Genomic DNA, 12759 nt, shown 5'->3' with positions numbered 1-12759 from the left:
GTTCAATCGTTAAAAAATAAATTTCTGATATCAAAATGTAGCCATGGTAAAAGAACCAAAAAAAATTATTAATCCCTTGGTTAACCCCGAGGAAGAAGCTTTTATGGCTGGCCCTCAGACCAGGTTAAAGGATTTTAAATTTTTAATTAAAGTGATGCTTGAATTTATACGCGGATTCCGGATGCTTCATTTCGTGGGGCCTTGCGTGACCGTCTTTGGCTCGGCCCGGTTTGAGCCTTCTGATTATTTTTACAAGTTAGGGGTTAATGTAGGGCAGGCAATCAGCCATTTAGGCTTTACGGTAATGACTGGGGGAGGGCCTGGCATTATGGAGGCAGCCAATAAAGGAGCGAAATTGGTGGGAGGCAAGTCGATTGGTTGTAATATCGTGCTTCCTTTTGAGCAATTCCCCAATACCTACTTGGACAAATACATGGATTTTAATTATTTTTTTGTGAGAAAAGTTTTGCTTTCCAAATACAGTTTTGCTTTCGTAGTGCTTCCGGGAGGGTTTGGTACGCTGGATGAGTTTTTTGAAGCATTGACCCTGATTCAGACTCGGGTGATGAAGCGATTTCCCGTAGTATTAATGGGAAAGGAATTTCACCAGCACCTTTTCGAGCATATCCGCTCCATGGCCAGGGAGGGAACAATCAGTGACGTGGACCTGGATTTATTTTTATTGACAGATAGTGTGGAAGAAATGGAAAATCATCTCAAAAAATACGCAATAGAGGAATTTGGACTGAAAAGAAAGAGTCCGGTGAAACCGTCTAAATTACTAGGGGAGAGCCGTTAATATCAAAATAGTGTCAATCGGAAGATTACCTTTTTTAATTTGGCCTGATTGTTGAAAACCGAGTAAGATAAAGTGTGGATTATTTTTTTAAGGTGAATATAGTTAGTATCAGGCCCAATGAATAGCAGTTCGAAAAAAGAAAGAAGTAAGCATATTGTTTTGATGGGAATTGGCCTTTCCGGAATTGAATTCCTTAAGGAGTGGTTACCAGCGCCCAATGGTTTTCGGCTAACGATCATTGCGGAACACCCCTCTGATCTTTTCTATTTGAATGCCCTTTGTGCCCTGAAAGGATTAAACCGATCGTTTTCAAGTGAGCCGAAGAAGCTATCTGATTTGCAATTTATAGTTGCATCCGTAGAAGCGATTGATTTTGATAAAATGAGTCTCTTAATGCCTGATGGGCCGCTTGGATTTGATAGGTTGGTAGTGGTAAATGAACCTAAACCTAAGTTGTTAATCCACCGAAAGGGTGACTTTCTAAGGCATTTGACTGCTGATGACTATTTATATTGGATTCAGGAGTCGGTCAGGGAGGCCATTGTAAGAGGCGATGGATTCATGGCCATCGCTATGGCTGATCAGTTGCAACGAATGGGCTTGAGGGTTACGCTAATCAGTAGCGAGAGCAGATTAGCGATACAAAGCATGCCCGAAGAAGAGGCATGCCTGGTAGCCAAGCAACTAAAAGGAAGCGGCGTTCATCTAATTTTTAATGAGATAATAAGCAACTATTTGTTGGGTGAAGAAGGGGAAATCAGAGGCGTACGACTGGATAGTGGTAAGGAATTGCCCGTTCAGGCGGTGATACACGAAAAAGGAAACTTTCCCGATTTTTTCTTTTTGAGAGGTCAACCGGCTTATTCAGGAGAATCGTTTCGAGTAGGCCCAAACTATGGGTTGGAGACTAAGGATGGCATTTTTGCCATTGGTCAAAACCTAAAGGGACTCCATGCTGGTTCGGCTGAGGACCTCAAAATCCCACTATCCACCCAGGGGATTACCCTGGCAAGGTATCTAAAGGAAAGCTCCCTACAAGAAGCGGAAACATTTGAATGGAAAGACCCCTATCAGTTAGCGGGCCTGGATTGGTGTACGTATGGAGATTTTTCCACTTTTTGGGGAGATAGTTCACATAATTTTTACTGGGAACATCCCAACGGCGAAATAGCTTTTCGTCTCTTATTTCGTCAACATGATTATTCAATTTTGGCTTTAGCTACTTTGGGAATTACGTTTGATCAGGAATTTTTAACCAATGCCTTCAACGAGCGGTGCAAGGCATTGGACTTCATTAATAAAATGAAAAGCGAAGTTTTTTCCAGGGAGAGTTCTGAAGACATGATCTTGCTCATTTCCAAAGCTTTTGCGGTGGAATTCAAAGGCATAAAAAACGAAAACAGAACCTCCTTATTTAGTAAAATTCTGGAAAAGTTCCTCTAGTTAATGGAAGTTTAGGTATCTTCACTGCAATCGAGTTCTTGAATTTCGGTTTCAGCCTCTTCCACTGCATTTTGCCAATCTGACCTGCTCTGACCGGTTAGGGCTGAACAATTTCCATAGGGACGTAATGCTTCCAAATAGTCTTCTGCAGCCGTTCGAAAGTTTTCGCAGGTAGTTGGACCTGGGTTTTGTCCTCGCGCGACCGCAGCCTGTGACAGGGCATTTATTTCATCCTGGAGTTCAATCGACCATTGAGCGGAGCAGGATGCCACATCGTTATCCTCTCCAACAGAACAACCAACGTTTAAGAAACAAAAGAGTAATGGCATGCTTACAATCAGTGATTTCTTTAAAAATTTCATAATTACTTATTTACGTTTAATCATTTAACAAACTTTAAATTAAAAAATACTTTTTAAAATGTAAAATAAGCTACGAAATAATGGCATTAAAAAGCTAAAAATTAGATGTAAAAGGAATGCTTGTACCGCTATGAACCCCATTATTAGAAATGAGTTGGTTTTTTAAGAATAGAAAACTGAACTACTGACCTTGCTCCCGTAGCCCTCCAATCTGCCTTCCCCCTGAATATTTTCACTGCTCTACAAACATTTGTATGGTAGCGGAGTTTATTCTAAAACTGGAAAAAATAATCATTCAATCAATATGGGACTCAAAGAAAATATACAGGAAATAGCGGATAGAGCGGTGAATGGCGTGGCGGATACTTATGATGGATCCAAAGAGATTCTTATCAAAGATGCTATTTTCATAAGGGATAAAGGTTGTCTAACCAAAATTGCCTATTCCGAAATCGTTTATCTCAAAGGAGATGGCAATTATACCACCTTGGTGACCAGGGAAAAAAGTTTTTCATTACGAAATATATTGAAAGAGTTTGAGGAAATTTTGCCAACGGAATCGTTCCTCAGAATTCATAAATCCTTTATAGTGAACCTGGAAGAGATCCGAACTATTTCACCCAAGGAGGTTTCCGTTCGAAACGAAAAGGTTCCTGTGGGGAGAACGTATTACCAAACGCTCATCAGTGGCGTTCAAAAGCTAGGCAGCAACGGGTTTGATTAAAAGATTAAACCTCCAATTTATTGTACCATAGCAAACTGCTGTCTCCATAGCTTAAAAACCGATATTCATTCTTCAATGCTTCTTCGTAAATCACCCGCCATTGCTGATGGGTGAAAGCAGCAATCAGCAGAATTAGCGTGGAACAGGGTTGATGAAAATTAGTTACCAGCCCGTTGCAGACCCTGAAACGATAGCCAGGAAAAATGAAGATCTCTGTGGCACCGATCAGTTGGGCCTGATTGGTGTTTTTCATATGGGCCAAAATGGCTTCAAAGCTTTTTTGTTTAGAAATGTTTTTTTCCTCGCCATGGTAGGGGTCTAACTTTCCTACCTGAAACTCAGTATTGGACCCCGAAATTAGCTTAACCCCGTACCAATACAAGCTTTCCAGGGATCGCAAGGAGGTGGTGCCGACCGCCACTATATTTCCCCGGGTACGGCACAAATTTTCGATATTTTCTTTGGAAAAGACCATTTGTTCCCGATGCATGGGGTGCTCCAGGATGTTTTGGTGCTTAATCGGCAAAAATGTACCTGCTCCCACGTGAAGGGTAAGGTAGTGAAGGGGGATTTTTCTTTTTTTGAGTTCCTCCAGGGTCTTTTCAGTAAAATGAAGTCCGGCAGTGGGAGCGGCCACAGCTCCCTGAATTTTCGAATAGACCGTTTGGTATCTTGATTTATCCGAGTCATCTGCTTTTCTATTCAAGTAGGGAGGGAGCGGTACTTCTCCGCTAGCTTCCACAATGGAGGCAAAGGTAAGTTCAGCCGGATCCCAACTGAATTCCACCGCTTTCGTTTCCCTTGAGAGTAATTTTGCCCGGAGCACTATATTTTGCTGGTTCAAAGGTATTTCGCATTCAATCTGCTCGCCTTCCTTCCACCGCTTTAAGTTTCCCACCATGCATTCCCAGACCACCGGTCCATGGCTCTCCATGCTTTGTGGAATAAGCGTAGACGGCTTCAGTGGGTTTAGTAAAAAGAGCTCGATAGCCGCGCCAGTAGGCTTTCTAAAATGCAGTCTGGCCGGAATAACCTTGGTGTCATTGAATACCAATTGCGTATTGGGAGGCAAGACCGTAGGTAGGTCTGAAAAATGTGCGTGTTGAATTTTTCCATTTTCGTAATGGAGTAATTTGGAGGCATCGCGCTTTTTTAAGGGGTATTTGGCGATGAAAGCATCCGGTAAATGGTAGTCGTAGTCCTTGAGGCTGGGGGTAATCTCCATGTGCAATGTCTGGTAATCCTTTCAATTTTAAATTCGGGCAAATATAGTATTTTTAGGCCAATTGCCGGTAACCTGACCATGCACAGATACGACTATTTGGGAGGTCATTACCAGGATTTGGGAATAAAAGGGTGTCGGGATTAAAAGAAAATGCGCATATTTGAACCTATTTAAAGACGGAAATGACTCAAACCTTTAAAGTCAAAGCAGCCATCAAGCCCTACATCCTGGATTTCTCATTCGATGCAGGTACCAGTAGGGGGGTATTGAAAGATAAACAAACCCACTTTATCCGGGTCCAATCCCCCGTTTTTCCTGAAATCTATGGGATAGGAGAGGCAGGACCCCTAAGAGGGCTGAGTCCGGATGACCTTCCGGATTTTATGGACCGGGCGATGGAAGTTTTAGGAGAACTGGAGACCATTCCTTTTTCAACGGAACCCACAAAAATCCTACAGATGCTTTCTGAAGTGGGGCTAGATGAGTTGCCCAGCCTCCGGTTTGGCCTGGAGGCAGCCATGTTGGACCTCGTAAACGGGGGGATAAGGAAAATTCTTCCCAACCGTTTCTACGAATACGGCACCGAAATCCCCATCAATGGACTTATCTGGATGGGTGAAAAGCCATTTATGAAGCAGCAGATAGAACAGAAGTTGCAGCAGGGCTTTGATTGCATCAAGATGAAGATTGGTGCCATTGATTTTGAATCGGAGCTGGCCTTACTGGAGTCGATCCGAGAAAAATACAGCAAAGAACAAATCACGTTAAGGGTAGATGCCAACGGTGCTTTTAATCCAAACGAGGCCATGGGTAAGCTGAATCGATTGGCAAAACTGGGAATTCATAGTATTGAACAGCCTATTGGTCCAGGAAATGGGAAAGCCATGGCGGAATTATGCCGAACATCCCCCATTCCGATTGCGCTGGATGAAGAATTAATCGGAATCAACGATATCCAGCAGAAAAAAGCCCTACTGGAGGATCTTAAACCGGCCTATCTGATTTTGAAACCGAGCTTAGTAGGCGGGATTCTGGCAACAAAAGAGTGGATCAGTCTCGCTGAGGATTTGGGAATTGGATGGTGGATGACCTCTGCGTTGGAAAGTAATATCGGTCTAAATGCCATTGCTCAATTGACCTCTTCCCTGAACCCTATACTCCCACAAGGCCTGGGGACCGGGATGCTTTACCGGAATAACGTTTCGTCCCCTTTGGTGATTTCTTCGGGGAAACTAAAATATGATAAAAATATATCCTGGTCCATTCCCGATTAGGCAGGCGTCTTTCGAGTTTATTGGTTGGAAAGGCATGCAAAACATCCCGTTTTCAACAAGAAAAATTCTAACCCTATACGTAAATTTTCCATCATCAATGCTGCAAACCAATGATATTTGATGCTTCCTTTCGGTATATCCTGACACTATCGCTGATTGCGGCGATAGGTGGTTTTTTGTTTGGATACGACACGGCAGTGGTGTCCGGAACCATAGGTCAGGTAAGCGAGCTTTTCGATTTGGATGCCATGTCTCAGGGATGGTATGTGGGCTGTGCCTTGCTGGGATCTATTTTGGGAGTAACCATTTCGGGGCGGTTGGCAGATCTTATTGGCAGGAAAAAGGTGATGTTACTGGCAGCCCTTTTGTTTGCGGTATCTGCCTTGGGATGCGCTTTGGCACCTACCTTTTTTTCACTCGTAATTTTCAGAATCATTGGCGGAGCGGGTATTGGAATGGTTTCCATCGTATCTCCCATGTACATTTCAGAGGTGGCACCAGCCAAGATCCGGGGCAGCCTGGTCTCCCTGTATCAATTGGCCATAACCGTAGGCTTCCTGGGGGCCTACCTGGTGAATTTTCAGCTATTGGAATGGTCAGTAACGGACCTTTTTAGCGAGCAGAAGCCCTGGGATTTGCTTTTTCACCAGCAGGTATGGAGGGGAATGCTTGGGATGGAACTACTGCCCGCATTGTTTTTTCTGCTGGTATTGTTTATCATACCGGAAAGTCCCCGATGGTTGGTCATTAACCAACGTGCGGATCGCGCTGAAAGGGTGTTTAGCCGGCTATATCCGGATAGGAAGTTGGCGAAAATTAAGATTGAGGAAGTAAGAAAACAGGCAGCTAAGACCAGCGAATCCAACTTCGAGCTGTTGAAAAACCCGAAGATCCTCCGGCCAGTCCTCTATGGGATGGCTATTGCGGTATTGGGGCAGTTTATGGGCGTAAATGCCGTATTGTATTACGGTCCCGGGATTTTTGAGCAAAGTGGATTATCCGGTGGGGATGCCTTGTTTTACCAGGTAATGGTAGGCTTGGTCAATGTCCTGACCACTATTTTGGCCCTGTTGATCATTGATAAAGTGGGTAGAAAAAAGCTGGTGTATTTTGGGGTAAGCGGAATGATTCTTAGCTTACTTTTGATCAGTTTCTATTTTTATGCTGGTACCCATTTAGGTTTGTCCTCGTTGTTGCTGTTGACCTTGTTTTTAATGTATATTTTCTGCACTGCCATCAGCATTTCAGCGGTAATCTTTGTGTTGCTTTCGGAAATGTACCCCAACAAAATACGGGGGCTGGCCATGTCGATTGCCGGGTTTTCGTTATGGGTAGGGACCTATCTGGTGGGGCAATTGACCCCCTGGTTTTTGGAAAAACTGGGCCCCACGGGGACCTTTTTGTTCTTTGCGTTGATGTGTTTCCCTTACCTCTACCTTATTTGGAAGAAAATCCCGGAAACATCAGGCAGGAGCCTGGAGGACATTGAATCGTATTGGTTAGGAGACCAAAAAGACCAACATAATAGCATATGAAACAGTTTCTGGATACGTACAAAAACGAACTTCTCGATCAGGTGATTCCATTTTGGCAGGAACATAGTCCCGATAAAGAGCAGGGCGGGTATTTTACCTGTTTGGATCAAAAGGGAAAAGTCTATGATACCGATAAATTTGTTTGGTTACAAGCCCGGCAGGTATGGTTCTTTTCCATGCTATGCGAAAAGGTGGGTACCAACCCTGACTGGTTGAATATGGCTAGAGACGGTGCTCATTTTCTTCAAAAAAACGGCAGCGATGCGCAGGGTAATTTTTATTTTTCATTGAACAGAGCCGGTAAACCCTTGGTGCAGCCATACAATATTTTTTCGGACTGTTTTGCAGCCATGGCCTTTTCGGCACTATATAAAGTGGATCAGCAGGAAGAATATGCCCGCCTGGCAGTCAGTACCTTCGAAAACATCCTCTCGCGAAGAAGCAATCCCAAAGGGAAGTACAATAAGGCATTTCCCGGTACCCGAAGCCTGAAGAGTTTTGCGCTTCCGATGATTCTTAGCAACCTCACCCTGGAAATGGAGTCTTTGTTGGATGAAGGGCTGGTGCAAGACCTGGCATCAGGAGTTATTCACGAAGTGATGGATGTGTTTCTGGATCCCCATTCGGGATTGGTCTTGGAAAATGTGTTGGAAGATGGCAGCTTCTGCGATTCCTTTGAGGGAAGACTGACCAGCCCGGGGCACGCCATAGAAGCCATGTGGTTTATGCTGGACCTCTCGAAGCGATTTGGCGATCCAACATTGCGGGACAGGGCCATCGAGACGGGATTGCGAACGCTGGAATACGGTTGGGATTCCAAATACGGTGGCATTTATTATTTTTTGGATATCAAAGGCCATCCGCCCGATAAACTGGAATGGAATCAGAAGCTTTGGTGGGTGCACCTGGAATGCCTGGTATTTCTGGCCAAAGCATTCCAGATGACCGGGGATCCGGTTTGTCGAAGTTGGTTCGAAAAAGTGCATGCGTACACCTGGACCCATTTCAAAGACCCGGACTATCCGGAGTGGTTTGGATACCTGGACCGGTATGGTAAGGTGCAGCTACCTTTGAAGGGAGGAAAGTGGAAAGGCTGTTTTCACGTACCCAGGGGCCTTTATCAGGTTTGGCAATCACTAGCTCAATTATAAGTTTATATTATCATCCATCAGCCCAAAATTTGTAATCGTATGAAGAGAAGAGACTTTATTGGAAAGGTAGCGCTAGGAACGGGTTCCTTTGCTTCCGTGATAGGAACGCCCGCCGCTGCGCTGGGATTAAACAGGGAAGTGAAGGTGGCGGAAAACGGAGCGGTTTTTGAAGCCGATCTGGTCATTGCTGGAGCAGGTTTAGGCGGTTGCGCATCAGCGCTGGCTGCCCTAAGAAACGGCCTTTCTGTACTGATGACGGAAGAAACCGACTGGTTAGGGGGGCAGTTGTCTCAGCAGGGAGTGCCACCAGACGAACACCAGTGGATCGAAACCCATGGTGCACCGGCACTTTACCGGCAATTTCGGGAAAATGTCCGGGAGTATTACAAGCGGCACTATCCCCTTACTCCGGAAGCGGCTGCCAATGAACGATTAAATCCTGGAAATGGCTCTGTTTCCCGCTTGTGTCATGAGCCAAAGGTAGCACATCGGGTGTTGGAGGAAATGTTCGCACCCTACGAAAGTGCCCGAAAAATTCTCATCCTAAAAGAACACAAAGTTGTTTCTGCTAACGTACGCCAAAATCGGGTTCAGGAATTGAGGTTCAAAAATTTACGGGAAGGCAGTACCATCATCGCCAAAGGCAGGTACTTCGTAGATGCCACGGAGCTGGGAGACTTATTACCACTCACAGATACCGAATACATCACCGGCAGTGAATCCCGGGCGGACACCGGAGAATTTCATGCTGGGAGCAGCCACCGGCCGGATAATAATCAGGCATTTACGGTTTGCTTTGCCATGGATTATGTCAAAGGGGAAGATTGGACCATCCCAAAGCCAGTTGATTATGCCTACTGGAAAAATTTCACTCCCCAAATGGATCCGCCATGGGCAGGGAAAATGCTGGAACTGAATTACAGTAATCCCCGTAACCTGGAACCAAAAGAACTGGGCTTTCACCCGGAGGGGATCCCCACGGCTGACAAGCTTAACCTGATGCTTTACCGGCGAATTTTACATCAGGACAATTTTAAATCGGGTTTTTATCAGGGGGATGCCACCATTGTTAACTGGCCCCAAAATGATTACGTATCCGGAAATATCATTGATGTAAGTGAAGCGGAGTTTAACCGACATGTAGATGCCGGCAAGCAGCAAAGCCTTTCCATGCTTTACTGGCTCCAAACGGAGGCTCCCAGGCCGGATGGTGGAAAAGGTTGGCCGGGTTTGCGATTGCGGCATGACCTGATGGAAACCTCTGATGGACTGGCTAAATATCCGTATGTACGGGAATCCAGAAGAATAAAAGCGCTATTTACGGTTCTTGAGGAACATGTGGGCGCCGAACAGCGGGCGAGTATTACCGGCTTAAGTGGGCAGGAGCTCACATCGGCAGATTTTTACGATAGCGTGGGGATAGGATATTACCATATCGACCTGCACCCCAGTTCCGGTGGGGATAATTACATTGATTTTGGGTCGCTACCCTTCCAGATTCCTTTAGGGGCCCTTATCCCCAGAAAAACAGAGAATTTATTGCCTGCAAATAAAAACATAGGCACCACCCACATTACTAACGGTTGCTACCGGCTGCATCCGGTAGAGTGGAGTATCGGAGAAGCGGTTGGCATGCTGGTGCCCTTTGCGCTGGAGAAAAAGGTTCGTCCAAAAATAGTCAGGGAAGACAGGTCGCTGCTGGCCGAGTTTCAGGATTTTATCCGGTCTCAGGGAATAGAAACAAGGTGGCCGGAAAAATGAACGTAGCAATCCGGCAGTGGGTCTGAAGAAATACCCCTGCCGGATTTTCCTTTGAATTCGTTATTCGACGCCTAGTTTTTTCATGATCCAGGCATGGCCTTCTTCGCTCTGTTCAGCATAGCGCCAATGAGCGGCATCCTGATAAAGAGATAAGGTCTTATCCCCAGGGATGACATTGTAGGCTGCATACATGGAGGTTGGCGGGCACACATTATCGTTGAATCCCCAGGAATAGAATCCGGGTACTTTAATAAATCGGGCAAAATTGGCCACATCATAATACTTTGAAGTAGCAACCTTGGCCGGTTGATTGGTCCATTCCTCTTTGAATAGGTGAGGCCAGCCGCCGGCCCGTCCGTGCAGGTACCCGGTAAGATCTGAAAGGGCAGGGTAATAACTTACCAGGAAATCAATTCGGTCGTCGAGACTGGCCGTAACGATGGACAAGGCGCCTCCCTGACTACCTCCCATAACGGCCAGGTTTTCGCCGTCGAATTCACTCAGCGAATAGATAAAATCCACTGCTCTAACGCAGCCCAGATACACTCTTTTGTAATAATACCGGTCTTTATCTTCCAGAAAAATCCGGTTGTAATCCCTTAGGGCTCCAGCCGAGAGGTTTTGATAAATGGGGGAATCGTACAGGTTTACCGGAATGCCATGTATACCAATTTGCAATGAAATTACATTTTCATCCTTATTGGCCCCATAATAAGGTCTAATTCCGGCTCCCGGAACATGTAAAATAGCCGGATAGGTACCGGGTTTTTTGGGCTTGCTGAGAGTCCCATAGATGTACCCGCTGATATTTCTGAATTGTACATGGTATACATCTGTTAGGTGGGTTGACCGATCGGGAAGGTGTGTCAGGACGGGTTCGAGGGGGATTTGGCCTAACTCCTCTTTGCCCTTTTTCCAGAATTCGGAAAAATCATCCGGCAGACTGGTGGTGGGTTCAATGGATTCGGGATCGATGCCAGCAGTGCCCGTGTTTTGATAGGTTTTTCCATCTTCCTGATAGGTGATTTTGCACCTGATAAAACCCGGAACGGATAACTCTCCTCCTTTAATCTGTCCGCTACCCGTTTTTAGCACCGTTTGGCCTTTTATTTCGGGTTCCATTAGCTCCGGACCAATCTCGTACTGGATGTCAGCGTCTTTTACTAATTGTCCAAATTTGTAGATCGCCACATCAAACGTGATGGTCTCTCCGGTACCATAGATCATGTCCGGTGCGGATGGGCTGACCATGATGCGGATGTACTGGCCTTGCTGGGATTGGGCCAATGAGTCCAGGGAAGTAATCCAGGCTAGAAAAAACAGTAGTAATGCAGTCTTTCTCATAAATAGGGGTGGGTTAGATGTGGGAAATTTTGGTTGGTTTTGAAGTTGTTGGCAAAATTAGTTTCCTAAATTAAAATGGAATACCGAGTATACCAATCGCTTACCCGAATTAAACTGGGGTAAAATCAAAATAGAAGCACATTGAGAAATATATTGCAGCAATGAAATAGGAAAAATCCATTTTTTTGGTCAAATTTGTGATCCTAAAAAGCCACAACATGCTTTCCAGGATTAGGTTACTGATCGAAATTGATTTTTTTATTTCAGTTCCTAGTGTCGTTCGATTAGTAGAAACATCAGGCTTTTATGCAATCTTATTCGGATAATCTGTGTTGTGTGTTAGGAGTAAGTTACGTTCAACAAAAATTAATTTATGGCAAAATCGAAAGAAACTTTTAACAAAAAAGAAAAAGAGAAAAAAAGATTAAGGAAGAAGAAGGAGAAAGAAGAAAAGAAAGAAGCCAGAAAATCGAATTCCAATAAAGGGGGCGATCTGGATGACATGATTGCCTATGTCGATGATGAGGGCAATATTACTTCTACTCCTCCCGATCCAACGGTAAAAAAGAAAAAAATCGAATTGGAGGATATTGAAGTCAGTGTGTCCAAACAAGCTCCTGTGGATCCGGAAGATCTGCGAAGGAAGGGAAAGGTCACCTTTTTCAATGAGTCCAAGGGATATGGTTTTATCAAAGACCTGGAATCCCAGGATAGCGTGTTTGTACACGTAAAGGGTTTGGTCGATGATGTTCGTGAAAATGACCAGGTCACCTTCGAAACCGAGAGAACTCCGAAAGGGCTGAGTGCCATTGATGTGAAGTTGGCCAAATAGTCGCTCCCCCTTTGTGAATCGCCTGGCGGTGGAGCATCGATGATGGGAAATCCCTACCGGTTTCTTTTGCGACAATTCTAATATTTCTCATTCCCCAATTAATCCTTTACATTAATTATTACATGAGAAACAGGTGATATATTCTTCTATGATGTTATAGGGCAAAGAATCACGTTAAACCACAAGGGTGAGTCGGCGAGCTTTTCTTTTGAGTGCCATGAGGGCAAAAATCAGGGCTTTTTCCTGTTGATGGATGCTTTCAGGCATTTGATAGGGCTTCCCGATATACATCTACCCATTGGAATAGCT

General features: G+C 44.9%; 11 protein-coding genes. 8 read left to right on the top strand and 3 right to left on the bottom strand.

From position 1 onward, the window contains the following. Window positions 1-43 precede the first annotated feature (43 nt). Window positions 44-799, top strand: a complete 756-nt coding sequence (locus GJS45_RS20975) for an LOG family protein (protein WP_162343839.1) — start codon at window positions 44-46, stop codon at window positions 797-799. A gap of 117 nt (window positions 800-916) precedes the next feature. Next, entirely contained in the window at window positions 917-2242 is a 1326-nt protein-coding gene (locus GJS45_RS20970; RefSeq protein ID WP_162343838.1) for an NAD(P)/FAD-dependent oxidoreductase, read from the top strand. A gap of 11 nt (window positions 2243-2253) precedes the next feature. On the opposite strand, the gene GJS45_RS20965 is transcribed toward GJS45_RS20970, so the two are convergent. After that, entirely contained in the window at window positions 2254-2604 is a 351-nt protein-coding gene (locus tag GJS45_RS20965) for a hypothetical protein (protein WP_162343837.1), read from the bottom strand. Between the two features lie 304 nt (window positions 2605-2908). Here GJS45_RS20965 and GJS45_RS20960 point away from each other — a divergent pair, with 304 nt between their 5' ends. Further along, the gene (locus GJS45_RS20960) at window positions 2909-3328 is read left to right on the top strand and encodes a LytR/AlgR family response regulator transcription factor (RefSeq protein WP_162343836.1); all 420 of its coding nucleotides are present in this window, start codon (window positions 2909-2911) and stop codon (window positions 3326-3328) included. 4 nt (window positions 3329-3332) lie between these two features. On the opposite strand, the gene GJS45_RS20955 is transcribed toward GJS45_RS20960, so the two are convergent. Then, complete coding sequence (locus GJS45_RS20955) at window positions 3333-4553, bottom strand: S-adenosylmethionine:tRNA ribosyltransferase-isomerase (RefSeq protein WP_162343835.1); 1221 nt, start codon at window positions 4551-4553, stop codon at window positions 3333-3335. Between the two features lie 182 nt (window positions 4554-4735). On the opposite strand from GJS45_RS20955, the gene GJS45_RS20950 reads away from it, so the two are divergent. The 4 genes from GJS45_RS20950 to GJS45_RS20935 all read left to right on the top strand — a co-directional run bounded on the left by GJS45_RS20950 (window position 4736) and on the right by GJS45_RS20935 (window position 10274). Then, the gene (locus GJS45_RS20950) at window positions 4736-5827 is read left to right on the top strand and encodes an o-succinylbenzoate synthase (RefSeq protein WP_162343834.1); all 1092 of its coding nucleotides are present in this window, start codon (window positions 4736-4738) and stop codon (window positions 5825-5827) included. Window positions 5828-5937: 110 nt separating this feature from the next. Further along, window positions 5938-7362: a sugar porter family MFS transporter gene (locus GJS45_RS20945; protein ID WP_162343833.1), complete on the top strand. Its 1425-nt coding sequence runs from the start codon at window positions 5938-5940 to the stop codon at window positions 7360-7362. Beyond that, window positions 7359-8513: an AGE family epimerase/isomerase gene (locus GJS45_RS20940; protein WP_162343832.1), complete on the top strand. Its 1155-nt coding sequence runs from the start codon at window positions 7359-7361 to the stop codon at window positions 8511-8513. The genes GJS45_RS20945 and GJS45_RS20940 overlap by 4 nt, the downstream gene beginning before the upstream one ends. A gap of 39 nt (window positions 8514-8552) precedes the next feature. Further along, window positions 8553-10274 carry an FAD-dependent oxidoreductase gene (locus tag GJS45_RS20935; protein ID WP_162343831.1) on the top strand — a complete coding sequence of 574 codons (1722 nt, stop codon included), beginning with the start codon at window positions 8553-8555 and terminating at the stop codon, window positions 10272-10274. Window positions 10275-10334: 60 nt separating this feature from the next. Here GJS45_RS20935 and GJS45_RS20930 read toward each other — a convergent pair whose 3' ends face one another. Further along, window positions 10335-11618, bottom strand: coding sequence for an acetylxylan esterase (locus GJS45_RS20930; RefSeq protein ID WP_162343830.1), 1284 nt, complete (start codon window positions 11616-11618; stop codon window positions 10335-10337). Between the two features lie 373 nt (window positions 11619-11991). Between GJS45_RS20930 and GJS45_RS20925 the strand changes: the two genes are divergently transcribed. Further along, window positions 11992-12450, top strand: coding sequence for a cold-shock protein (locus GJS45_RS20925; protein WP_162343829.1), 459 nt, complete (start codon window positions 11992-11994; stop codon window positions 12448-12450). The last annotated feature ends 309 nt before the right edge of the window (window positions 12451-12759 follow it).

The organism is Cyclobacterium salsum (assembly GCF_010119245.1).
Taxonomy (GTDB): Bacteria; Bacteroidota; Bacteroidia; order Cytophagales; family Cyclobacteriaceae; genus Cyclobacterium; species Cyclobacterium salsum.
Note: the sequence above shows the minus strand (reverse complement) of the source record. Positions and strands in the feature narration are given on the sequence as shown.

Coding starts and splice junctions, on each gene's coding strand:
- GJS45_RS20975 (WP_162343839.1), top strand. CDS start 44: ATGGTAAAAGAACCAAAAAAAATTATTAATCCCTTGGTTAACCCCGAG.
- GJS45_RS20970 (WP_162343838.1), top strand. CDS start 917: ATGAATAGCAGTTCGAAAAAAGAAAGAAGTAAGCATATTGTTTTGATG.
- GJS45_RS20965 (WP_162343837.1), bottom strand. CDS start 2,604: ATGAAATTTTTAAAGAAATCACTGATTGTAAGCATGCCATTACTCTTT.
- GJS45_RS20960 (WP_162343836.1), top strand. CDS start 2,909: ATGGGACTCAAAGAAAATATACAGGAAATAGCGGATAGAGCGGTGAAT.
- GJS45_RS20955 (WP_162343835.1), bottom strand. CDS start 4,553: ATGGAGATTACCCCCAGCCTCAAGGACTACGACTACCATTTACCGGAT.
- GJS45_RS20950 (WP_162343834.1), top strand. CDS start 4,736: ATGACTCAAACCTTTAAAGTCAAAGCAGCCATCAAGCCCTACATCCTG.
- GJS45_RS20945 (WP_162343833.1), top strand. CDS start 5,938: ATGATATTTGATGCTTCCTTTCGGTATATCCTGACACTATCGCTGATT.
- GJS45_RS20940 (WP_162343832.1), top strand. CDS start 7,359: ATGAAACAGTTTCTGGATACGTACAAAAACGAACTTCTCGATCAGGTG.
- GJS45_RS20935 (WP_162343831.1), top strand. CDS start 8,553: ATGAAGAGAAGAGACTTTATTGGAAAGGTAGCGCTAGGAACGGGTTCC.
- GJS45_RS20930 (WP_162343830.1), bottom strand. CDS start 11,618: ATGAGAAAGACTGCATTACTACTGTTTTTTCTAGCCTGGATTACTTCC.
- GJS45_RS20925 (WP_162343829.1), top strand. CDS start 11,992: ATGGCAAAATCGAAAGAAACTTTTAACAAAAAAGAAAAAGAGAAAAAA.